This is a genomic window from Haliscomenobacter sp. (assembly GCF_040403615.1).
GTDB lineage: Bacteria > Bacteroidota > Bacteroidia > Chitinophagales > Saprospiraceae > Haliscomenobacter.
In genome coordinates, this window is sequence record NZ_JBBAKG010000092.1 from 1 (window position 1) to 23,209 (window position 23,209).

The following is a 23,209-nucleotide window of genomic DNA, read 5'->3' on the forward strand; positions in this document are numbered from 1 at the left end:
TACCTTATTTTTGGTGTTATTGAAGCCTTAGCCTGACGGCCATGGTCTGTAGACGCGGAAATAACGGGTGCAGGTCATGAGACCATGCACCAGCGTTGTGCCTTGGGTTTTAGTGGGGAAGACTTGGACTAGCGGGTATTTCAAAAAAATGAGCAATGAAAATTTAAATACATTGCAAGACCAAAAAACGTTTTTTCTCACTTCTTTTTTGGACAGCTCGAAAATAAAAAATATTTTTGTTAACCTTTTTCGTTAATTATATTTATCTTTATAGTGGAAATAAGTTACAAAAGCCGAAAACTTGAAAAGCAACTAACCGACCCCAAAGAGATGTCAAAATCCTTTGGACAGTGGGCTGTTAAAATAAAAATGAGGCTTAAAAACTTAAAAGATGCAGACAATTTGGCGATTATGCGAACCATTCCGGCTGCAAGATGCCACGAACTGACGGGAGACCGCAAAGGTGAATTGGCAGTTGATGTTTCAGGAAACTACCGAATGATTTTTGAGCCAAACCACGAGCCGATACCACAAAAAGAGGATGGCGGGTTAAACTGGGAGGAGGTCACCAGTATTCAGATTAACGAAATTGAAGACTACCATTAAAACCAACACCATTCATACAAACGACATGGCCACGACGCTCGAAATAGCAAAATCTTTACTCTCCCCTCCGGGTGACACGATCCAGGAGCACATCGATTTTATTGGCATGAGCCAAGCTGAACTTGCCGAAAGAATGGGCAGACCCAAAGAAAAAATCAACGACATCATCAAAGGAAGAGAGCCAATCACTACGGCAACCGCTTTTCAATTGGAGAAAGTTTTGGGCATTCCGGCAAGCTTTTGGCTCAACAGCGAAAAATCATACCGCAAAGAACTTTACGAACTCCAACAGCAGGAAGAACTGGAGAAAGAAAAGGACTGGTTGGCTGCATTTCCGGTAAATGAAATGCGAAAATTTGGTTGGCTGCCGGATACCAAAGAGAAACACGTCTTGGTGGACAGCCTACTAAAATTCTTTTGCGTGGCTTCAACCAAGGAATGGGAACGCATTTATTTGGACGAAGAAGTTTCGGTAGCATTCAGGGTTTCATTGGCTCATACCCAAAGCCCCCATGCGATATCCGCATGGTTGCGCAGGGGAGAAATTCAAGCCAAGGAAATTGCCACTGCAGCATTTGATAAGAAGAAGTTCAAAGAAGCATTGGCAGCAATCAAGGAACTGGCTTTTATCATGCCGGATAATTTTGCACAACAACTACAAAATATTTGTGCCAAATGTGGTGTGGCGCTTGTTTTTACTCAAAGCCTGCCTAAAGCACCCATTTGTGGAGCTACCCGTTGGTTTCACAACAAACCAATCATCCAATTATCGGGCAGGTATAGAACCAACGACCATTTTTGGTTTACTTTTTTCCACGAAGCAGCACACCTCATTTTGCACGGCAAAAAGGATATTTTCTTAGAAAACGTGCAAGGGACAGAAATAGACCAGGAGAAGGAAGAAGAAGCCAATGCTTTTGCCGCCAAAATACTGTTAACTGAAAACGAATTGCAGCAAATCATTGATGTCGCGCCATTGACCGAAGAGATGATTTATACATTTGCTGAAAAGTTCAGAACGCCTGCGGGCGTTATCGTTGGAAGGCTGCAACATTTGAAACTTATCCCCTTCTCTTTCGGCAATGCTTGCCGCCAAAAAATTGATTTGTTTAACGAAGCATTACAGCAATAGATGCCAACACTACACTGGATAGGAAAAGATAAAGTGATCAATCATCACCTGGATGTTCCCTTCAAAGTATTGGAACACGCCTACGGCTTTGACAACGGAACACAAACCGAAGAAGAAACCAACAGCGGAAATAAAATCATCCATGGCGACAACCTGGAAGCTCTTAAAGCTCTTTTGCCTGAATATGAAGGGAGAGTAAATTGTATCTACATTGACCCCCCATATAATACTGGTGAAGAGAAGTGGATTTATAATGATAATGTGAATCATCCAAAATTAAAAAAATGGCTTGGAGAAGTTGTTGGAAAGGAAGAAGATGATCTAACAAGACACGATAAATGGCTTTGTATGCTTTATCCAAGAATTAAGTTATTACATAAACTGCTTCACCCCAAAGGTGTAATGTTCATTTCAATTGACGATAATGAAAATTCAAGCCTGAAGCAAATATGTAATGAAATTTTTGGGTCTAATAAATTTATTGCAACCAATGTTTGGCAAAAAAGATACTCAAGAGAGAACAGAGAAGCTATTGGAGATGTCCATGAGTACATTTATGTTTTTTCAAAAGATCCAAAAGCATTTAAGGAATATCGGAATCTCATCCCTGCGAATGAAAAACAGTTAAAAGTCTATCGGAACCCAAACAATGACCCAAAAGGAAGATGGAGGCCGATTCCAATGACAGCACAAGCAGGACATGCAACGAAGGAACAATTTTATCCAATAACAACCCCCACTGGAGTTGTCCACTATCCGCCTGATGGGAGATGTTGGGGTATTGCACAAGCAACTTACAAGAAACTACTTGAAGAAGGGCGAATTTATTTCGGTCTTAATGGCGACTCACAACCTAATATAATAAGATACTTAACAGAAGTAGAAGGTTTTGTACCATGGACATGGTGGAATCATGAGGAAGTTGGCAATACTGATGAGGCTAAAAAAGAGATTTATAATATCTTAGGTAAAAAGGTAGAATTTGGAACCCCAAAGCCTGTTAGATTGATAGAAAGAATTTTAAGAATAGCGACAAAACCTGGCGATATTATACTTGATAGTTTTGCCGGGACAGGTACTACTGCACACGCGGTTTTAAATCTCAATATGGAAGATAACGGAGAAAGAAAATTTATTGTTATAGAAATGGAAAACTATTGCGAAGAAATCACAGCTAAGCGTGTGAAACAAGCAATAAATGGATTCACATATTTAGGCGCAACAAAAGAAGTGCTTTACTCTAAAAAGTTGTCCTTACAAAACATCAGGAATGGCTCTGATATCTATGATGAAATACAAACCTTGAAGGACACTAATGCCAATGGGCATGATGAATTAAAAGTAATTATTGAGGAGGGTAACATCAATCTATATGGTATTAATAAAAAGAGTGTCAATATTGAGCCAATAGGGGGCAGCTTTGATTATTATGAGTTAGGTCAACCCATCTTTTTAGATGATGGCAACCTAAACGAATTGGTCGGAGTTGAAAAAATTCGCCAATACGTTTTTTACACCGAAACCAAAACACCCCTAACCGCAGCCAAACACCAAGACAATCAACATTTCTTGGGCAAGCACAATGATACAGCGTATTACTTCCACTATGAGCAAGACGAAGTAACTACTTTAGACCATGCTTTTTTAGCCACCATGAAAACCAAGGCCGAGCAGTACGTCATCTATGCCGACAACTGTTTGCTCACCAAGGATTTCATGACCAAGCACCAGATCATTTTCAAAAAAATACCCCGGGACATAACCAGATTTTAAGCGATGGAATTAAAACCATATCAACAACAAGTCATCAACGACCTCGCACTGTTTTTGGAACACATCCAGGAAACCAAAGACGTGAAAGATGCTTTTTATAATTTTTGGGCAAAGCACCCAAAAACGCCACTTTTTCCATTTGCTGGCACAGCCATAGAACCCTACAAAAACAATGTGCCACGAGTGCCGCACATTTGTGTAAAAGTACCAACTGCAGGTGGTAAAACCTTTATCGCTTGCAATGCCATTAAAACCATTTTTGACGCATTTGCTTACGACAAGCCCAAAGCGGTGGTTTGGTTGGTTCCGTCCATTACCATTTTAGACCAAACCATAAAAAACCTGAAAGATACCAGTCACCCTTACCGCCAAAAAATCAATGCTCATTTTGGCAATAAAGTAGAAGTATTTGACAAAGCAGAACTGTTGCAGGGAAGCGGATTTAACGCCACTTCGGTTAGGGAACAGCTGAACATTTTTGTATTGAGTTTTGACAGCATCCGCACCGCCAACAAAGAAGGCAGAAAAGTATTTGAGCAAAACGGCTCATTGCAGTCTTTTGAAGGCTTGTTGGGCAAAGACGAAGAAATATCTTTGATGAAAGTGATGCAATACTTAAACCCGATGATCGTGGTGGATGAAAGCCACAATGCCGAAACGGATTTAAGTGTGGACATGCTCACCGCATTCAACCCCTGTTTTATTCTTGACCTTACCGCCACTCCGAGAAAAAACAGCAACATCATCAGTTTTATTGATGCTTTGGAGTTGAAAAGGGAAAACATGGTGAAACTGCCGGTTATTGTTTACAACCATCAGGACAAAACTGAAGTCATCAATTCCAGTTTGCAACTCCAAAAGCAACTAGAACGGCAAGCCATTGCGGAAGAAAAGAAAGGCGGAAAGTACATTCGTCCGATTGTGTTGTTTCAGGCACAACCCAAAAACGGCAAAGACTTTTTGAACGCAGAAGAAGAAAAATCAAACGTTCAGAAATTGAAAGAAAAACTCATTGAATTGAAAATCCCAGCCGAACAAATCAAAATCAAAACGGCAAACATCAATGAAATAAAAGGTATGGATTTAATGAGCAAAGACTGTGAAGTCCGCTACATCATCACCATCAACGCATTGAAAGAAGGCTGGGACTGCCCATTTGCTTACATCTTGGCATCATTGGCAGACAAGAGTTCGGCAGTTGACGTGGAGCAAATTCTAGGCAGAGTTTTACGCCAACCTTATGTGATGAAACATAACTTTCCCTTACTCAATTTGAGTTATGTTTTAACGGCGTCCTCCAAATTCCTCGACACTTTAGACAACATTGTAAAAGGTTTGAACAAGGCTGGTTTCAGCGACAGGGATTATAAACTGGCTGACCCTGCCATGTTGGAAGCAGTCAAGAAGCAAGACCCATTGCTACAATTGACTATTTTCCCAGCAACTGAAACGCTGGCGGAAGATATTACTTCGGATATTGATACAACCCGAATTTCAATCCCTTCTGAAACAGAATTGCCAAACACAACTGTTTCAGCAATTGAACAAACCGCCATTGAACAAATTGAAATCTTTGAAAAAGCAGTTGCTGAAATGGCCGCCACGAATACAACGGCATTGCCCAACGAAATACAAAAACTTGTGAAAACATACAGCATTAAAGACATTTTCAGAGAACAGGCAGAACAAATCAATTTACCACAGTTTTATTTAAAAGTTCCTGCCAACGACTTGTTCGGAGAGAAAGAAGAATTGCCCTTGGAAAAGGAAAATCTGTTAGAAGGTTTTGCCTTGAGCAAGGCAGATACCAACATTGCTTTTGACAATATAACCGCTGAACTCTACAAAGTTGATTTGGACGAAACCAAAAAAGAACACACGCCAACATTTGTAAGGCTTGACGGAGAAGTGAAAGAAAGGGTCATGACTTATATTCTTGATCCATCACGAAAAGACAGCAGAGTAAAGAATTTTACAAAACGCTTGATGGACTTAATCGGCAATATGTTCCCGATCCCAGACAAGGAGATAGAGAAATACATCAACCGAATTTTAGAAGATTTTAAAGACGAGCAGTTCAGCGATTTGTCAGCTAACGAATACACTTACAAAGACAAAATCAAGTTTAAGATTATCTCGCTTTCAGAACAGTTTGCCGAGAAGAAATTCAAAGACTTTTTAGATACCGACAAAGTGTTTATCAAACCTTCTTTCACTTTACCAAAAAGCATTTCCCCAGGCGACACAGCTAAGGACATAACAAAATCGCTTTACGAGAAAGAAGGCAGCATGAACGGCTTTGAAGAACGTGTAATCAATGAAATTGGTAACATGACTAACATTGCCTTCTGGACGCGGAACCTTGAACGAAAAGGATTTAGAATAAACGGCTTTGTAAACCATTATCCCGATTTCATCATTCAGACAAAAAGTGGAAAGACCATTGTGTTAGAAACAAAAGGCGACCATTTGGACGCAGAACAAAAAATCAGACTTGGCCGACTTTGGGCGGGTAAAGCAGGAAACCAATTCCGTTACTTTATGGTTTACGACCGACGGGTAGTAGAAGGAGCATATAAACTGGAAGATTTTATACACATCATTAAAGAAATATAGCCTATGAATTTAAAAGTACAAGAAATGCTGGTTTGGCATGATACCCCCCAGCTATTTACGGCAAAAGATAAAATCGGTGGGCTTTATGTCTGTCTTGCCGTTGACGACAAGGACGGGCAACCCCAATTTTTTGCCGTTGCGATATCGACCAATCGCTTGCAAGAATTAAAAACAGGTAAAATTGATTTGTATACGGTTTTTGCATCGCCCGAATTAGAAACCTGGTTTCTGGTAAATGATTTTGAAAGCGACACATTGACCATTGAACCCTTTTCTGAAGAAATACCTGAATCCTGGCTGCCTATTCCAGGTGAATATTTACCACAAGCGGCTCTTTTAAGTCCTGAAACCTTTGCAGTGGTAAAAGTAGGGGCAGTAGCTAAAGAAGCAGGGATGAATCCAACCCTTTTGAGACAATACCTGTTTGGTGCCAAACGCCCCTCGCGGGAACAGGCTTTGCGTGTTCAAAATGCGCTCCGCTAGTCCAAGTCTTCCCCATTAACTGCTCATCATCTTGAAATTTGCGAATCAACTAATTAAAATTCCTAATAAATCCGCCTTCCATCAAAAGCTTACGTTCCAAAATTCGCTCCACTTCATTGAACTTAAAAATTTTGATGGTTGCCTCTCCGATGATTGTCTGGTGATGAATCATGCTATCTGAATCGCAGCACGTATTTTAACCAAGCGGAAAATATGCTCCAACATAAAATAATGTTCCAACTCGGATGCCTCTTCAGCATTAAGCGTCTGCTCCTTTTTTTTCCATACCAGGTCATCAAAACGATGTTGTGTCGCTTCTGAAGGCCGATATGCCAATATTTGCACAGGAGCAGATTGTGCTAAAAAAGTGGCCACCTCATCGTATATCTTGATGTTTTCCATCTTTACGGATGCATTTTTAGATTCAACTTTTCAAAGTTAGGTCATTTTTTTGATTTATTCAACGTCATCTAACAAATTGCTAAAGAAAGGTTTTAACAAAACAAATCTATTGGTTGGTTTGCCGTTTAGTTGGTTGAGTATCGTTCTACTGCCAAAGGGCCAATACCCGCTATTCCAAGTCTTCCCACTAATCCCGGTTTCCTCTAGGCTTCCTTCCATGTTTGGCCTCATAATCAGCAATGTACTCGTCCTCTAATTGCCTAGCCTTTCCTCTGCCTTGAATTCCCGTTACCAATATTCTGGCAAAAAAGCGGACGCAATTCGCAACAGCATTGTAGAGTTTGAGTTGTTGGCGGATTCTTTTTGAATACCCATCTTTGCCAATTGGATAACCACAAATGCCATACTTAAAAACATCATTGTTTTCTTCAGCATCCAGGATTTCATAAAGATGATGCACCCTTTGGTTTTTAAGGGCATTTCCGTGTTTCCGTTTCACTAGTATTTATTCTTTTCCCCAAGCTTCTCGGTTCTTATAAGTTTCGTAATTGTACTTCGGCAGGGAATCCATCTCCTCACCGGTTTTTTGTTCATAAGCATTCTCAGCCAAGTACAACAGCCCTTCAAAGGTGTACTCAATTGGCATTTTTTCAGGATGCTGCAATACATTTTCAAAAGTCTCTTTCCCATCTGCCACCACTGCGCAGCGCACATACAAGAAGTCATCCACCGACAAATGGCCATCCTGCTCCATCAGGGTAGCGGCAAAAGCCTGGCCATCCAATTGCCAAAGCTTATAGGCTAACATATCTTGAAATTGTTGGATTTTCTCGGCGGAAAGGGTGGCAAGATGATCTTGAGCAGGCTTTAAAATATCTTCCTCCGCATCCTGAGCCCAATCAAACGCATCAATGACAGCCCAAAATTCGGTTTCAGTCAATGGTTCTTCTTCATTGCTATCACCCAGTATGCGCAGTTCTACCATAGATGAACCGTACATAGCCTTCCACTGCCGCAAAAGCTTTTCATCTATATCGTTCATATTCACACGCAAAACTGTGGTCATTGTTAAAAATTTGTCAGGCAAATTAAACAAGTTTTAGGGGAAAAACAAACGGCGCCTGACAAAATCAGGGCAAGCGCATTTAATCCCTCTATTTTCAACACTCAGCGAAAAAAAATCGATCTTGGTCGGGTAAAGCCTTTTTGCCTGTAACTTCCTTTTGGCCCTTGCTCGTCTTTTCGACATCAATCACCGAAAACAATGTTGTTATGAGCAAGCCGACAAAAACGTTTTTTCTCTCCTTACTTTTCTTGTTGGGCACTATTCAAATGTTGAGTGCCCAGACGCTCCTAAAAGGCCGCGTATTGGATGAACAGCAAAAACCGCAGCCCTACGCCAATGTACTGCTGCTGAAGGCGCAGGATTCTTCCCTGGTCAAAGGTGCAGTCACCGACGATGCTGGCCTTTTTGCCTTTGAAGCCATTGCTGAAGGGCAATACCTGATTTCTGGAAGTATGATCGGGTATGCGCCCCATTTTTCTCCAAGCATCCAAATCAAAGCCGGGCAGCCAGATTATCAATTTGGAGACATCCTGATGCAACCCGCCTCGGTAAAATTGGGCGAAGTGACCATAAAAGGCCAAAAGCCCTTCATCGAATTGCAGCAGGATAAAATGATCGTCAATGTAGACGCCAGCCCGGTTGCAGCCGGCAACAATGCCCTGGAACTGCTGGCCAAAAGCCCCGGAGTGATGGTTGATCACAACAGCACCATCACCCTCAAAGGTCGTTCCGGCGTCATGGTGATGATCAATGGCAAACAAACCTACATGTCGGCCGAAGAGGTGACCCGCCTCCTCGAAAACACCCCCGCCACCAGCATTGAAGCCATCGAAATCATCAGCAATCCTTCCGCTAAATACGACGCTGCGGGAACTTCCGGCATCATCAACATCCGGATGAAAAAGGAAAAGGGCCTGGGTACCAACGGCAACCTGACCCTTGGCGCTGGTTATGGGGAAAACCCACGGGGTAGCGCTGAACTGCGCATGAACAACCGCAGCAAAAAAGTCAATGTTTTTGGCTCTTACGGCAATTTTTACAACAAACGTTTCCAAAACATCGACATCTCCCGCCGCATTCCCTTCGAAAACACCTTTACCGAAATGAATCAATACGAGCGCAAAATCATGTGGTCGGACAACAACCGCATCAATGCCGGAGCAGACTGGTTTTTGAGCCCCAAGACCACTCTTGGCGTGTTGGCCAATGCCTCAATCGGGGAGTGGGTACCTCAATCCAGCGGTCGCAACTTGCTAAGTGGTGCCCTGCCTGGAGATTTCAATGAAGTGCGCAGCGACAATACTGGTGGCGACAAGTGGCGGGATTACACCACCAATGTCAACCTGAAACATGCCTTCGACAACAAGGGCCATGAACTCAGCTTCGACGCCGATTATTCTACGAACAGCGCAGACAAGTTGCAAACCAACACCAACCGCTTCTTCAGCACGGCTGGGCAAGAAATAGATGTGCCCAACATCGTTCGGACCGATGCTGCGTTACAAGTTGACATCCTGGCTTTTAAAATGGATTATTCCCGTCCATTGGGGGAAAAATCCCGCATTGACGCTGGCTGGAAGAGCAGTTTTGTAGATACGGATAATGATTTGTTGGTAGAGACCTTTACCGAAAACGTATGGCAAAACGATCCTCGCCGCAGCAACCGCTTCATGTACAGCGAAAACATCCATGCGGGCTATCTCAACTTTAGTTCCCAGATTAAAAAAGTGAGCATCCAAATGGGCTTGCGCGGGGAGTTGACCGATGCACTGGGGCAATCGCCTACATTGTCGGAAAGTTTTACCCGCAATTATTTCAATCTTTTCCCAAGTTTGAGCATTTCTCACCCGCTGGGTAAGGACAATAACCTGAGTTACAACTACAGCCGCCGCATCAACCGGCCTTCTTACGATGACCTCAATCCCTTTGTCAATTTTATTGACCAATATACTTTTGGCAAAGGCAATCCCTACCTGAAGCCTGAGTTTACGAACACCCTGGGGGTAAATTTTTCGCTGAAAAACAAATACGTCCTCAGCCTGAACTATAGCCATACCACCGACAAAATCACTCAAATTCTGGAGCAAGATGATGCCTTGCGCCAGACTTATCAAACCACCGCTAACCTGAGTACGTTCAAAAACTACAGCGCAACGGTCTCGGCGCCATTTGAATTGGCCAAATGGTGGAATACCCGGGTGAATGTGGTAGGTTACATCAATGACCTTGATTCTCCCTTCAACAATGGTGACATCAATCGAAGCCAGTTCACCGCCCAGTTTATGACCATGAACACCTTTAGCTTGCCAGCCAAGATCAAGGCTGAAATGACCGTGTTTTACCAAACCAAAATGCTGGAGGGCATCTTCCAGATTGATCCACTGTGGGGCATGGACATTGGTGCCTCCATGCCAATTTGGAAGGGCAAAGGCAACTTGAAGCTAAACCTGAGCGACGTATTTTTTAGTCGCCGCCCCCACATCATCGTCAAACAAGGCACGGTGGATGTCGTGGTAGATCCTACCAACGAAAGCCGCCGCTTGAATGCTACGCTGACCTATAAATTTGGGAAAACGGATGTGAAACCTTCCCGGAGACGGAGTACGGCGACGGAGGATGAGTTGGAGCGGGTTTCGCGGCAGTGATTCAGGGTCTCCAAATTTTACGCGCTTGACTAGGGCCAACAATGGCTAGTGAGTATCCACAAATATGCATTGCTGGGAAGATGGTGCTGGTTGTTGCCAATCCCTGGAAGGCAGGGTCGATTGGTTCTAATTCGAGTAGCTAAAACGCAGCTTCGCTGCTTATTTTTTTAATAACCGCGACGACGACGACGGCGCGACGAAATGTGTGCTTCGCACACTTTTTCGTCTTTTTACGTCGCGCATTTGGCGCAGCCAAATGAACCGTCGTCGTCGCGTCGTCGCGGTTATTAAAAACGATTGGGCGCAGCCCAATCCAAAATGGTTAAAAACTAGAACCAATCAACCCTGCCTGGAAGGGGAGACCAGCTTACGTTGGGGCAATATTCTACCTTTCTTTGAGAAAAGGGAGCGCTTTCACTTACCGAAAATGTGCTCCCCTTCCAGGGGCTGGGGGTTGGCGACTTGCGTAAACTGTTCACTATCAACCATAAATTCAAGCACCCAAAGATGTATATAATCATTAGCTGGAAGGCGGGTCTCGATTGGTTCTGATATTTCGTGCATCGGAAGCCCCGCTAGGGGCGAAATATGGGTAGAAAACAACGGTCCCGATATTTTTCAGAGTCCCGTAGGGACGGAATGTGGGTATTTTGAGTGCAAAAACACCCACATTCCGTCCCTAACGGGACTTCGGAAACATCGAGAATCACCATTTGCTACCCATATTTCGCCCCTAACAGGGCTTTTTGCCATGCTAAAAATAGAACCAATCGACCTTGGCCGGAAGAGAAGACCAGCTTACGTTAGGTCAATATTCTACCTTTCTTTGAGCAAAAGGCAAGGTTTTTACTTACCGAAAATTTGCTCCCCTTCCAGGGGCTGGGGGTTGGCAACTTACGTAAACCGTTCACCATCAACAATAAAATCAAGCACCAAAGATATGTATAATCTGTAGCACATACAAAAGAAGGGGGAACACACCACGTGTATTCCCCCTTCTTCCCTGTTTTTTCTTCGCAAAAGGCTAAAAGGCAAAAAAGTCAAAAGCTAAAACGTCCTGGCTAACCGGAACCCGTAGCCGATGTCCGCGACGTACGGATTGTCGTCGCGGCGATAGGCAACGCGGCAAACCTCCGCGATGAAGAACCACGACCCGCCGCGAAGCACCCGGTACGTGCCAGTATCCGGGCCATGCGGATTGATTTTTGCGGATGGATCATAATCTTCCTTATACCAATCCCAACACCATTCGTATACATTGCCGCTCATGTCAAATATGCCCAAAGTATTCGGTTTTTTGGTGGCGACTGGCCTTGTTCTGCTACCGGAATTATCACTATACCAAGCTACCTCGGCTATCTCGTTGCTTCCACTATATTCAAAATCTTGTTGCACAGGGCCACCTCGGGCGGCATATTCCCATTCCGCTTCGCTAGGTAAGCGAAAGCCTTTGGCGTTCCAATTGGTCGACACATTCCTACCTTCTATTGTATAAACCTGAGCAAATCCCAGCTGGGTACCTACCCAATTGCAATAGTTGGCTGCGGTATACCAGCTCAGATTCACTGCTGGGTTATTGCCTTCGCTCCCCCAACCAGGTTTATTGATTTCAACCGAAGTTGCTGTACAAAAAAGCCCCCACTGCCAATAGGTGACTTCTGTTTTGGCCAAATAAAAAGAACCCAGCGAAACAAGGTAATCGCCTCGATTTAAGTTTCCTTCCCCAATTTTTACCAGGTTGGACTCAACCGGGTAGTAGCGCTCCATCAGGGATACAAATTTTTCGGGTTGGAGTTGCTGGATGGCCGTGCGAAATAATTTTTTCCGGACTAAAGTGTCTTTTCCTTCTCTATCCAAGCCATCTGTAGTAGGGGCTTTGCCTAAATATTGGCTGGCGGTATCCAACTTTCCTTTAGCGCTTTGAAAATTTTCAGTTTCGGCATGCCAGAATACCAATTCCAGCATGGCCGTACCTACTTCTTTTTTTGCAGCATTGAGCGCAGCCGCTTCACGTAACTTATTCCAGGCATTGGAATAATCCAATTGCAGAATGTAGCGGTCTGCATCACGCAAGATGGCACGGACTACATCAACCGTTGCTTTTTCCAGATTGAGCAGGGCTTTTTCTGCTTTGTCTCGCTGTTCAGCGGCTACTCTTTCATTTTCTTGCGCTTTGCGGTAATTGTCTTCCGCTAAGCGGCGTTGTGCCTCCGTAGCCGTTTTTTCTTTTTGAACCTGCTCGAGGGCTGCTTTTGCTCGCAATTCTTCCCGCTTGGCCAGGGCAAGGTTGTCATCCGCCAATTTCAAATTGCGCTCCGCTTCTACTGTTTTTTGGCCAGCGATTTTAGCACTGGTATCGGCCTTGATCTTTTCCGATTGAGCCAGTCTGCTTTGGTTCCAGGCCATCAAAGCAGCCACCAATGCAATGGCGGTAAGCACAAGTCCTGCCACGGCCAGCCCGGTGGCCCTTCTCCGTTTGCGCCGTTCTTCGGCCAGCTCTTGTTCTTTAGCCAGTTTGGCCCGTTCAGCGGCCTCCAGCGCCTCTACGGCCTGCCTTTCCTGCTTGGCTTTCAGTACGGGCGCCACCAATCGATCGTGTGCCAGTTCATAGGTGTATCCACCGCGCAAAAACGGTTCGGCGCGCAGCAGGCGGCTGTTCACCAGGCGCTCCAGCAAGTCGGCATCTACACCGTACTGTTTGGTGATTTGCGCTTCGTGGAGCGAGAGGCGAATGTTTTCGCCCTCCATCACCAGCCCCTCTTCAATGAGTTTGCGAGCAGCGTATTGGGAGCTGTCGTCGGCCAGCGAGGCCAGTTTATCGTGGTAGTAGTTTTCGACAATTTTTTCCAAATTGCCCAGGTGGCTGCCTTCGATCTGGGTCAGGCCCTGCTGTTCTACCAGTTTTTCTTCAAAGTATTGGCAGAGCAATTGCAGGAGGATGCCTTCCACCCGGTTTTCGTCCTGGGGATCCTGGAGGTAGGCCAGCAGGGCACTCAGGGCGCCAGGTGACCAGGTAAAAGCAGCACTGCAAAACGCCCCTTCTTTTTGGGCAGGTTCCACAATCGCGGCCTGGGCATCGGCAGGGCGCAGGGCGCGCAGTTCGTACAAATTGCGCAAGATGTTGGGCAGGTGCTCCGCCAATTGGTGCAACAAGTGCATGCGGTCGGAGCGGATGGCAAACACGATGCGAGCATCCAGCGGGGTTTCCAGTTGCTCTTCCTCGCTTGGGCTGATCGTGGTGCTGGCATCCAGCAGGCGGCGATAGCGCAGCGGGAGGTCGGTATGCAAGAGTTCGGCCAGTTCCTGGCGAAAGGCGCGCACTGCCGCTTCGGGGTAGGTGAAGAGTTCTTCAAACTGGTCAAACAGCAATAGGGGGCGGCCACCGCCATTCAGTTGGCGGTTTTTGGCGCAGCGCCAGAGTGAATCCTCCTGGGGCAGCAATTGCTTGAGCAAGGCGTGTTGCGCCACTCCCGCGTTCAGGTAAGCCTTGGTGATGTCGAGTGGGGTTTCGGTTTTGCCCTCCGTCCAGGCACCAAACTTGACCACCACGGGCTGAAACACCCCCTCGCTGAGGCAATGGGGCACGATCCCGGCGTTGAGCAGGGAGCTTTTGCCCAGTCCACTTTTGCCGTACAGCACTACCAACGGCTCGCGGCGGATCAGGCGGTACAGGTCGGCGGTGTCTTGCTCACGACCATAAAACACCTCGCTTTGGGCGGTGGTAAACGGTTGCACCCCCGGGTAGCGGTATGGCAGCCCGGAAGGAGGGAGTAGATATGGAGGGGTGTTGGTCATTGGTGTTGCTGTTGTTGTTTTACCACGTATTGGTTTTGTGCAGCTGCGCTGCTTGTTTATTTTCACCACGACGTCACGACGAACACGACGTTTTTCGCGCTTCGCGCTTTTACGCCTTCGGCGTAGTGCAGCATTCATGGGAGAACGGATACCCCGGATTTAAACAGATTAGAACGGATTTTAATTTACGGACAAATAAATCCGTTCTAATCTATTTAAATCCGGGGCATCCGTTCTCCCATTGTTGTCGCTTTTAGCAAAAAGAGGCGAAGCCTCAAAAGCGCGAAGCGCGCAAAAACGTCGTGTTCGTCGTGACGTCGTGGTGAAATAACATTTTGGCGCAGCCAAATAAAAAAAGCCTTGTGTTTTCTCTAACCCTTCAACCCAATCCCTCCGCCTGATCAATCAAATCCATTAATCGCTCCACAATCTGGTTGTGCTCCACCGGCAAATCCCTGGAGTCGATGGTAGCCCGCAACTCGCGTTGGCGCAGCAGGTTGTACTGGTTGCGCAATACCACCAGGTCATTAACCAGGCTGTAACTGCGAGGCTTGCGGCGATCCAGAAAAGCCTTCAGGTGCGATATTGCTTGCTCGGTTTGAGCGCTGGCGATGAGTTCCTTGAGTTCAGCGGCACTGAGATCGGGCAATTGCGCCAGCTTGGGATCGGGCGTGGGTAGCTTCTTCAATACCCCGGAGCGCTGGCAGGCCTGGTACAAATCGGCGATAAACACCTCGGGATTGCTGGGAAAAAAATTGATTTTGAACTCTTCGGCGTACAAGGTTTGCAACTTGGGGTTCTGAAATTCTTGTAAAGCCAGGCGCTCCACGTCCTTGAGTTTTTCGGAGTGCATGGACAAGACCCGCAGCAGGAGTTGAAAGTACCATTTCTCGTAAGGCAAGCCCAGAAAAATGTAGCGCTCGGCCCCTTCGAGTTCTTCGCGCAAATCGGGGTGCATGCTGCGCGCCAAAAACATCGATTCCAGGTAATCAAAAAAATCGCTGTGGGTAAGCACCAGACTTTCCGGCTCTTCGATGTTGCCCATCAGGTTGTAGATGAGGGGCTTGTTTTTGGCGGGTTTTTCGAAATGCTCGGGGTATTTGCGGTTGCGAAAGTAAAAATCGGGTTGGTAGTTGAGCCCCAGTTCGTCAAAAGTGCGCACCAGAATGTTGTCGGGCATCAAGGAAACGATGATGTTGAAAGGCAACTGCGCCAGTTGGGCAAAGCGTGCACTGGTTTCGGGAAAGGCTTGGCTGTAAAAGTTCTTGATCTGCGCCGTAACCTTGCGTTTGTGGCTGCGGGCATTGCGAAAAAGGAAAAAGCCATCGTCGTTGTACACTTGAATGGAAGGGTGCTGGGTTTGCTCGGTTTCGAGCCATTTGGCCAATGACGTCTCCAGGCTATCGCCGCCAGGGGCTTGGTAGACCCCGCTGCCGAGAAAAAGTACGCATTTTTCAGCTTCGAGGCTGTCGATGATGTCGTCCCAATCTTGTTCGGTACTGCTTGTAGTATGTAGGGTTGTAGGCATGCGTGATGCTGGGTTGAGTTTGGGTAATGCGGCAAATGCCCTCAGTTATGGTGGATGCTTTGGTTTAATTGGGATAAAAATAAAATAAATATTCCAATTGTAACTATGCAGTTGTTTTTCAGGGAAGACGGGGAAATAAAAAAGCTGAAAATTTGAAAATAAGTTTTCGCACCATTTGTGGCGTTCTTTAGAATGGCAATTTATTCTTTTTTCTTCAACCTAAAACGTTCAGGCCATTTGATGGTTGATGCTCGACTTGACTTTTACATCGTGCGTACTCGTGCTTCTTGAAGACGCAGGGATAATTGTAGGGGTCGTGAGACACCGTACCCGCGGTAGCGCGATGTTTTTCGTTGATTTTGAAAGACTTGTCCTAGCAGAAAGACAAGGGCTAGCGGGATAAAAAAGCGGGGCTGCAAATGAACGTTTGCAGCCCCTTTTTTTTAGTAGCTTATTTCCGAATAAATCGCCGTGTAGCGATTTTTCCATTGTTCATAATACTCAGGAAATAATTCCCTGCGGGCAAATTCCCCAGCTCAATGGTTTCCAGGCTGAGGCTTTGTGCTGGTAATGCAATCCGGCGTTGAACCATTTTTCGACCAAAGGCATCGCTGACCCAAATGAGGCCGTCGATGGCTTCCTCAGCACGAATGCGCACACTCACTTGATCTTCAACCAGGGTCGGGAACACCGTCATTTCACTTAGGCCGGGAGTCAGATCACGGGTATCTGTCACAACACCTCTGGTCAGGGTAACCGAAGCAACTGCACCGGCAGTAGTCAAACTACCATCCGAAGCTCTGACGCGGTGGTAAACGGTGATCGATCCACCCAATGGAATTCCCACCGAAGCCAACAAAGTATCTATTGAACCGTAGGTCAGGGAAATAGACAGGGCATCCGCTACATTGCGACGGAAGACCACCAGCGCAAAAAGGGGATCAGCGGCCAGTTCCCAGGTATAAGCCAGTTTGTTTTTGTCGGTACCTGCATCCCATTTTGGCTCTAACAGCGTAGAAGACTTGCCTTGCAAAGTCAAGGTTCCACCATTGGGCGGAGAGGTGATGGCTCCAGCTTGAGGGAAACGATTGATTTCAGGCAGAATCTGCCCTCTCAACTCGCCACTGCGTGAAAAGTCGCTATGGATATTGGCGTATAAGCCATTGTCGTACAAAGCATTGACTTGATCAGCGGTCAAGGTGTACTGGTTGTCAGCAGCAAAATAACTGCCACCCAGGTTATCGGCATCAAGGGTTGGCTTGATGGGGATGATCACCCCCCCGTTTTTACCCGCAGTATTGGTATGGATATGAGAACCAACCGCGGCGGCATAAGCAGCTTGTAAACCTGCAAAACGGCCAGTCAGGGTCAGGGTAGTGCCCGACAATTCAAATTTCAAGGCACCTGAACCAGTAGAAGCGACGGCTTGTACTTCATTGGCGCCCAATAGAGTGGCTGTAAAATAAGAAGTAGCCAGGGGCAAAATTTGGCCACGAACCTCTCCACCGCGGAATGCAGCGGTATGGATATTGGCGTAACTCAAACGTTTGCGCAATGAATCGATAAACCCGGCGGTCATGGTAAAACCATTGTCCGCAGCAGCAAAAAAGCCGGAGCGGTTATCCGCCAGAGTTGTGACCTTTAAAGCCTTGGTAATCGAACCATTCGAACCAGCCAGGCCACGGTGAATGTGGGCACCACCCGCTACATCAGCGGCAAAGTCAGCGCTCAAACCAGCAAAAGCGCCAGTCAAGGTGCCCGTACTTCCTGCGATTTCAATCACGCCCATCCCAGTAGCGATGGTATTCACTACTGGTTGTTCGCTGGCACCCGAAAGTGGAGCAACAAGGTACATGGTCGCTTCTGGCAACAATTGGCTGCGCAATTCACCTGAGCGCTGAGTAGCCGTGTGGATATTTACATACAGCTGCCGATTTTTCAATTGGGTCACCTGATCGGCAGTAAGGGTGAAGGTGTTGTCTTTAGCTTCATAGCGGCCACCCAAGCCATTGGCATCGATGGTGGGTTTTAAGCCAAATTGAATGGCACCTGTAGCACCTGCATAACCCAAATGGACGTGTGAGCCACCAGCTACGTCAGTAGCCACCGCACTACTCAAACCTCTGAAGGTACCAGAAATCACCAGTTCGGTACCCAACAATTCAGCTTTAACGGCACCCAATCCTCGGGAAACCGCTTCGGGCACTTCAAAAATACTGGACAAATAAGCGCTGAAGTTGATGGGTTTTTCTGGCAACAATTGGCCACGAATCTCGCCGCCTGTAAAAGTTGCAGAGTGCACATTGAAATAACAGCCGCGGTTAAATAGCCGCTGCACTTCTACACCTCCAATCCTTAAAGCGTTTAAGCTGGCATTCAAGGCACCCGAACGAAGGTCAGTAGGGGTAAGGGTCACTTCAGTCAGGATGCCACCATTTTCACCCGCCAAACCCCGGTGGATATGCGCCCCACCACGAACGTTGACGGCCAGGTCACTTTCCAGGTTGTTGTACGCACCCGACACAATGATATTGGCCGTGTCTACCACTTCTACAATGACCATACCGGTGGCGAGGGTATTCACAGCCGGAGGTTCATTGCTGCCCGAAAGGTGTGCGCGGAATACGGCACGGGTGTTGCCATTAATGATTTGCCCCCGGATTTCACCCGAACGAGCTTTGGCGCTATGTACATTGGCGTACCAGCGACGGCTATTCAAGGCAGTAATTTGGTCCGCAGTCAGTGTAATGGTGTTATTGGCAGCTTCAAATACCCCACCTTTCAGGTCTGCATTGGCAGTAGCTTTTAGGGGAATTTGAATGGCTCCGTTTTGGCCAGCATAACCCAGGTGGATGTGTGCGCCACCCGATACATCAGCAGCAAAATCTCCTTCCAGTCGGTTGAACGAACCAGTAACAATCATTTGAGTGCCGCTTAACTCGACGGCGATTGCTCCACTGGCCTGGGTCATTACAACTGGGTTTTCATAACTTCCAAATAGGTTAGCCCCATAATAAACGTCAGACTTTTTCAACAACTGTCCCCGAATTTCACCAGAAGGGAATTTCTTAGAATGGATATTGGCGTAGAGTTGGCGGTTGTTTAAAGCCGTAAGCTGGTTCGCAGTGAGTTTGAATTTATTTTTTTGTGGATCAAAACTTCCTGAAAACGGGTTGGCTCCTGGAGTGAATACCAAGCCAATCTGGATCCCTCCATTTTGACCTGCATAACCCAAATGAAGGTGTGCACCGCCGGATACGTTGGTGGCTAGACTATCAGTCAATCCCGAAAAACTGCCGCTTACCCTCAATGTGTCTCCAATCAAGGTAGCCGTTACAGCACCATTGGCCAAAGTAGCAACGGGATTGCCTTCATTGCGACCGCTTAAAGTAGCCACAAACACAGTAGTATCCACCTTTACCACTGGAACGGTATAGGTAACCACAAGAGCAGGTGTTCCAGCGGTATTTTGCCGGGAATTGAGTCGTACCGCTGATCCAGCAGTGTTTTCATCGCCGATCATGATCCAGCCAAAGTTGCTGGCTTGACCAGTTACCCAGGCTTGAACATCTTTGATGATGTCTGCACCACTCCAACTGGTGGTTACCCCACTGCTGACATTGGCGGTAGCACTTGCGGAGGCAGCGAAGTCACCTCCGGCGGTAGTCCAGGAAGCAGTACTGAAGTTACTGAATGCCCAGGTGGCATCATTGGTGCCAGGAGCGGCGCCACCACCTTCTTGACTGCCTGCGTCGGAATTGCCCTCACCCCAAACGGTCGTTACCCGATGGGCTTTGACGCCATTGGCGGCCTGTTTGGAGCCAGTGAGCTGTAATTTCACATCGGTAATGGTGGCGTTGGCTGGAATGCCCGACACATCGAATTGGACGAGTGCTCGGCGAACACCGTTGGTCTTTGCTTCAGTTCTACCTGAAAAGAGGTAAATACCAGTGCCATTACTCTTGCTACCTTCACTAAAGATGGTATTGTCTTTACTAGCCGCCAGGGTGACCGTAGTTTGGCCATCCAGCCTGCTATTGAGCACGCTGATGAATGCAATGAAGCACAGCAAATAAGGGTAAAAATTTTTCATGATGGTATAGGTTAAGTGCATAAAAATAGGAATGGGCACTGAAATGGAACAGTGACATGTGGATAAGGTTGTATAATCATTTTGTAATGCCCTATTCGGGTTACATCCCTGTACAGTATTACGAGTAGAAGGGTTGCTTTAGATTGGAAGAATCATTAGAATTTATGAACAAAAGCTTGCTCGGCCAGAACGGGGCCTTTTTGAGCTGTATTCCATTCCTGGGTGCTGCCACGCAAACCATTCTGCGCAGCGTAGGCCTTAAATTCAGAGAAGGTTTGTTCGTTGAGATTGAATCTTTTCTGAAAAGCAGTTGAGGGATGATAAAAGTACATAATACTTAGATGGCTCTGTCTAATCAGCGCTTGATCCAATCTTCAATTTGAATACCCTGAATTTTGCCAAAATGATTACCATTTCCGGTTACTACAATCAGGCAATCTCTGCTCCCTAACGAACTGTGCTAAGTTTTCATCCGTATCCCGCCATGCCCCAAATAAACCCTTCCAAGACTCATCTTTTACTGGAACACTTTCTACATATTCCTTCCTGAGACTGTTGGTCAATTGCATGATCAGGCGCAGCTTCAAATCAGAACTGAGGTGGTTAAGCATGGCCATCTAATCCAAGATAATCCGATCTTCACTGCTCATCGCTTTTAAATTTTTTCTGTACAAATATATCGAAGAAAATGGAAGAATCAAAGAATTGTTGAGTTGGAAAGCTTGGTTAATGCTGATCATGACGCCGTCTGCACTTCAATAATGATTTCGTTTTTGGCAAAAGCACGGATGCGCGCTCTGGAAGGATGATAGATGTGAGGGGAGGTCACGCCTGGCCACCCGTTGAAACGGGCGGTTTCAAGATGATAGATGAGGTTTTAGCAACAAAAAAAGCCTCACCCTTAAATAAAACTTTAAGAATGAGGCTTTTGAAATAAAGTTGTGATCCCGTCAGGATTCGAACCTGAGACCTACTGATTAGCTTACCCCTACGGTTTTCACCGCGAACCATTGCTGGTTTTTGTGGTCTGGACTATCTCTTCGCCATTTCAGGCGTGCCGCGTATAGTCTCTACGGAACCCTCGCCTTTTACTGCCCGTCGGCATTTCAAAGGGTCATTGGTTTCCTCGGGATTGCCATATTCAAGCCACTCGGCAATGAACTTAGGTTTCCCCGATACAGCGGCCTTCACTTTAAGGGTTACTTTTCCCCCTAAAGGCTCCTACTTGTGCAACACACACGCTGAAGTCAGTTGCTCTATCCAGCTGAGCTACGGGACCATTCAAAAAACGGCGAATACCTTTTGCATTCGCCCGGCAAATGTAGTGCATTTTTGTTTTGTGCGCAACGTGGGCGTAAAAAAGTGCAGAAAATCTCACTTGACTTTGTGGTGAAAGAGATTTAACTTGGAAAACATCAACTTTAACATTTCAATCACTGTTCAATTTTTTGGGTTTCTCATCAGTTCTTAAACCAGAATCACTGAATTTTTTTCACACTAACGCATTGTTGCTATGCTGCGCCGCTACATTTATCCATTGTTTATCCGCAAGCGTTTTTATGCTTCGGTGGTGTTGTTTGGTTTTCTGGCCTTCACTTACGACTTTGTGGAGGTGCGCTTAACCGATGCCACCCTGATCAAAAAGCTGGAGGAAAACGCTTTTGCGTATGTACCCAAGGTGACCCATTTTCGCCAATGGGGCCGCGAGATGCGCTACGTAGAGGTGGGCGATGCCAACAAACCCCTGATTTTGTTTATTCACGGCGCTCCGGCTTCCTCTTCGTTCTGGACGGGCATGCTTCGGGACAGCACCTTGCTGGCACATGCCAAACTTATGGCGGTAGATCGCCCTGGATACGGCTATTCTGGCTATGGTCATCCAGAGATTTCGGTAAAAAAGCAAGCGGCACTTATTGCGGGTATTCTGCGCGAGCAACGTGCCCATCACCAAAAAATCATTGTACATGGCTCTTCTTATGGCGGTACGGTAGCTGCACGTTTGGCAATGGATTATCCAGAGTTGGTGGATGGATTGTTATTGCAATCGGCTTCGCTCAAACCAGGTGCTGAAACGACTTACTGGATCTCCTACCCTACTTCCCACTGGGCTTTGCGCAATTTCATCCCCGGTTCTTTCCACACGGCCAATGCCGAAAAGCTTTCGCACCGCGATCAACTGGAAAAAATGCTTCCCGGGTGGAGCAAGATCCGCAGCAAGGTGATTGTGCTGCAAGGCAAAGACGATACCTTGATTTTTCCGGAAAATGCTACTTTTGCCATCGAGCACTTGAGCAACGCTGCTTCTGCCAGCATCACGATGGTGCCAGGCTCCAAGCACGATTTGTTGTGGACACAACGGCCACTGCTGATCCACTCATTGCTTGAGCTTTTGAAATAGGGTTTTAGAATTCCTAAACCCAAAAAAACTAAAAAATGCCTGACGTCAAGATAGAAGATTCCTGGAAAGCGGCTTTGGCTGCTGAATTTGAAAAACCATACTTTCAGAACCTGACCGATTTTTTGAAAAAAGAAAAAGCGGCTGGCAAGGTCATTTTTCCACCCGGGTCACTCATTTTTAATGCTTTTGAACTCACCCCCCTGGATAAGGTCAAGGTAGTGATTTTGGGACAAGATCCTTACCACAATCCGGGTGAGGCAATGGGCTTGTCGTTTTCGGTGCCCAAGGGCGTGAAGGTTCCGCCTTCGCTGCAAAACATCTACAAAGAGCTGCTCAGTGATTTGCAAATTCCCATTCCTGGCCATGGCGATTTGAGCGACTGGGCGCGTCAAGGAGTGTTTTTACTCAACGCCATGCTGACGGTAGAGAAGAACCGGGCTGGCGCACATCAAAATACGGGTTGGCAACACTTTACGGATGCAGTGATCCGCACCTTATCCGCTGAGCGGGAGCATTTGGTGTTTATGCTCTGGGGTAATTTTGCCAAAAAGAAAGCGGCGCTGATTGATGGCAGCAAGCACTTGATTTTGGAGGCGGCTCACCCTTCGCCATTGGCGGGTGGCGCGTTTTTCAATTGCAAGCATTTTTCGAAAGCAAATGCGTATTTGCAAG

Annotated in this window: 15 protein-coding genes; 8 read left to right on the plus strand and 7 right to left on the minus strand. The window is 46.4% G+C overall.

Annotation, left to right across the window (positions count from 1 at the left end):
* Nucleotides 1-273: 273 nt before the first annotated feature.
* From ABW391_RS22615 to ABW391_RS22635, 5 genes are read left to right on the plus strand one after another with little or no spacing between them, the layout of a single operon-like run.
* The gene (locus ABW391_RS22615; RefSeq protein WP_353484169.1) at nt 274-606 is read left to right on the plus strand and encodes a type II toxin-antitoxin system RelE/ParE family toxin; all 333 of its coding nucleotides are present in this window, start codon (nt 274-276) and stop codon (nt 604-606) included.
* A gap of 25 nt (nt 607-631) precedes the next feature.
* Nucleotides 632-1,738 carry an ImmA/IrrE family metallo-endopeptidase gene (locus tag ABW391_RS22620; protein WP_353484170.1) on the plus strand — a complete coding sequence of 369 codons (1,107 nt, stop codon included), beginning with the start codon at nt 632-634 and terminating at the stop codon, nt 1,736-1,738.
* A complete protein-coding gene (locus ABW391_RS22625) occupies nt 1,739-3,511 on the plus strand; it encodes a site-specific DNA-methyltransferase (RefSeq protein WP_353484171.1) in 1,773 nt (590 codons plus the stop codon).
* Nucleotides 3,512-3,514: 3 nt separating this feature from the next.
* Nucleotides 3,515-6,127: a DEAD/DEAH box helicase gene (locus tag ABW391_RS22630; RefSeq protein WP_353484172.1), complete on the plus strand. Its 2,613-nt coding sequence runs from the start codon at nt 3,515-3,517 to the stop codon at nt 6,125-6,127.
* Between the two features lie 3 nt (nt 6,128-6,130).
* Entirely contained in the window at nt 6,131-6,610 is a 480-nt protein-coding gene (locus ABW391_RS22635; RefSeq protein ID WP_353484173.1) for a DUF6575 domain-containing protein, read from the plus strand.
* Between the two features lie 168 nt (nt 6,611-6,778).
* Here the strand turns inward: ABW391_RS22635 and ABW391_RS22640 are convergent, their stop codons facing one another.
* The 3 genes from ABW391_RS22640 to ABW391_RS22650 all read right to left on the minus strand — a co-directional run bounded on the left by ABW391_RS22640 (nt 6,779) and on the right by ABW391_RS22650 (nt 8,099).
* On the minus strand, nt 6,779-7,012 hold the full coding sequence (locus ABW391_RS22640) for a hypothetical protein (RefSeq protein WP_353484174.1): 234 nt from the start codon (nt 7,010-7,012) through the stop codon (nt 6,779-6,781).
* 187 nt (nt 7,013-7,199) lie between these two features.
* Nucleotides 7,200-7,472 carry a hypothetical protein gene (locus tag ABW391_RS22645; RefSeq protein WP_502916345.1) on the minus strand — a complete coding sequence of 91 codons (273 nt, stop codon included), beginning with the start codon at nt 7,470-7,472 and terminating at the stop codon, nt 7,200-7,202.
* Nucleotides 7,473-7,517: 45 nt separating this feature from the next.
* On the minus strand, nt 7,518-8,099 hold the full coding sequence (locus tag ABW391_RS22650) for a DUF4240 domain-containing protein (protein ID WP_353484176.1): 582 nt from the start codon (nt 8,097-8,099) through the stop codon (nt 7,518-7,520).
* A 185-nt stretch (nt 8,100-8,284) separates the two neighbouring features.
* On the opposite strand from ABW391_RS22650, the gene ABW391_RS22655 reads away from it, so the two are divergent.
* Entirely contained in the window at nt 8,285-10,723 is a 2,439-nt protein-coding gene (locus ABW391_RS22655; RefSeq protein WP_353484177.1) for an outer membrane beta-barrel protein, read from the plus strand.
* A gap of 1,047 nt (nt 10,724-11,770) precedes the next feature.
* On the opposite strand, the gene ABW391_RS22660 is transcribed toward ABW391_RS22655, so the two are convergent.
* The 4 genes from ABW391_RS22660 to ABW391_RS22675 all read right to left on the minus strand — a co-directional run bounded on the left by ABW391_RS22660 (nt 11,771) and on the right by ABW391_RS22675 (nt 20,471).
* Nucleotides 11,771-14,518 (minus strand): SUMF1/EgtB/PvdO family nonheme iron enzyme, encoded by a 2,748-nt coding sequence (locus tag ABW391_RS22660; RefSeq protein WP_353484178.1) that lies wholly within the window; start codon nt 14,516-14,518, stop codon nt 11,771-11,773.
* Between the two features lie 379 nt (nt 14,519-14,897).
* Nucleotides 14,898-16,046 carry an SIR2 family protein gene (locus ABW391_RS22665; RefSeq protein ID WP_353484179.1) on the minus strand — a complete coding sequence of 383 codons (1,149 nt, stop codon included), beginning with the start codon at nt 16,044-16,046 and terminating at the stop codon, nt 14,898-14,900.
* A 451-nt stretch (nt 16,047-16,497) separates the two neighbouring features.
* Complete coding sequence (locus tag ABW391_RS22670; RefSeq protein ID WP_353484180.1) at nt 16,498-20,139, minus strand: CHRD domain-containing protein; 3,642 nt, start codon at nt 20,137-20,139, stop codon at nt 16,498-16,500.
* 155 nt (nt 20,140-20,294) lie between these two features.
* Nucleotides 20,295-20,471 carry a hypothetical protein gene (locus ABW391_RS22675; protein WP_353484181.1) on the minus strand — a complete coding sequence of 59 codons (177 nt, stop codon included), beginning with the start codon at nt 20,469-20,471 and terminating at the stop codon, nt 20,295-20,297.
* A 1,181-nt stretch (nt 20,472-21,652) separates the two neighbouring features.
* On the opposite strand from ABW391_RS22675, the gene ABW391_RS22680 reads away from it, so the two are divergent.
* Both ABW391_RS22680 and ung read left to right on the plus strand, forming a co-directional pair.
* Nucleotides 21,653-22,537, plus strand: a complete 885-nt coding sequence (locus ABW391_RS22680) for an alpha/beta fold hydrolase (protein ID WP_353484182.1) — start codon at nt 21,653-21,655, stop codon at nt 22,535-22,537.
* A 35-nt stretch (nt 22,538-22,572) separates the two neighbouring features.
* Nucleotides 22,573-23,209, plus strand: a 637-nt coding sequence (gene ung / locus ABW391_RS22685; RefSeq protein WP_353484183.1) for a uracil-DNA glycosylase, incomplete at its 3' end; no start/stop codon positions are given.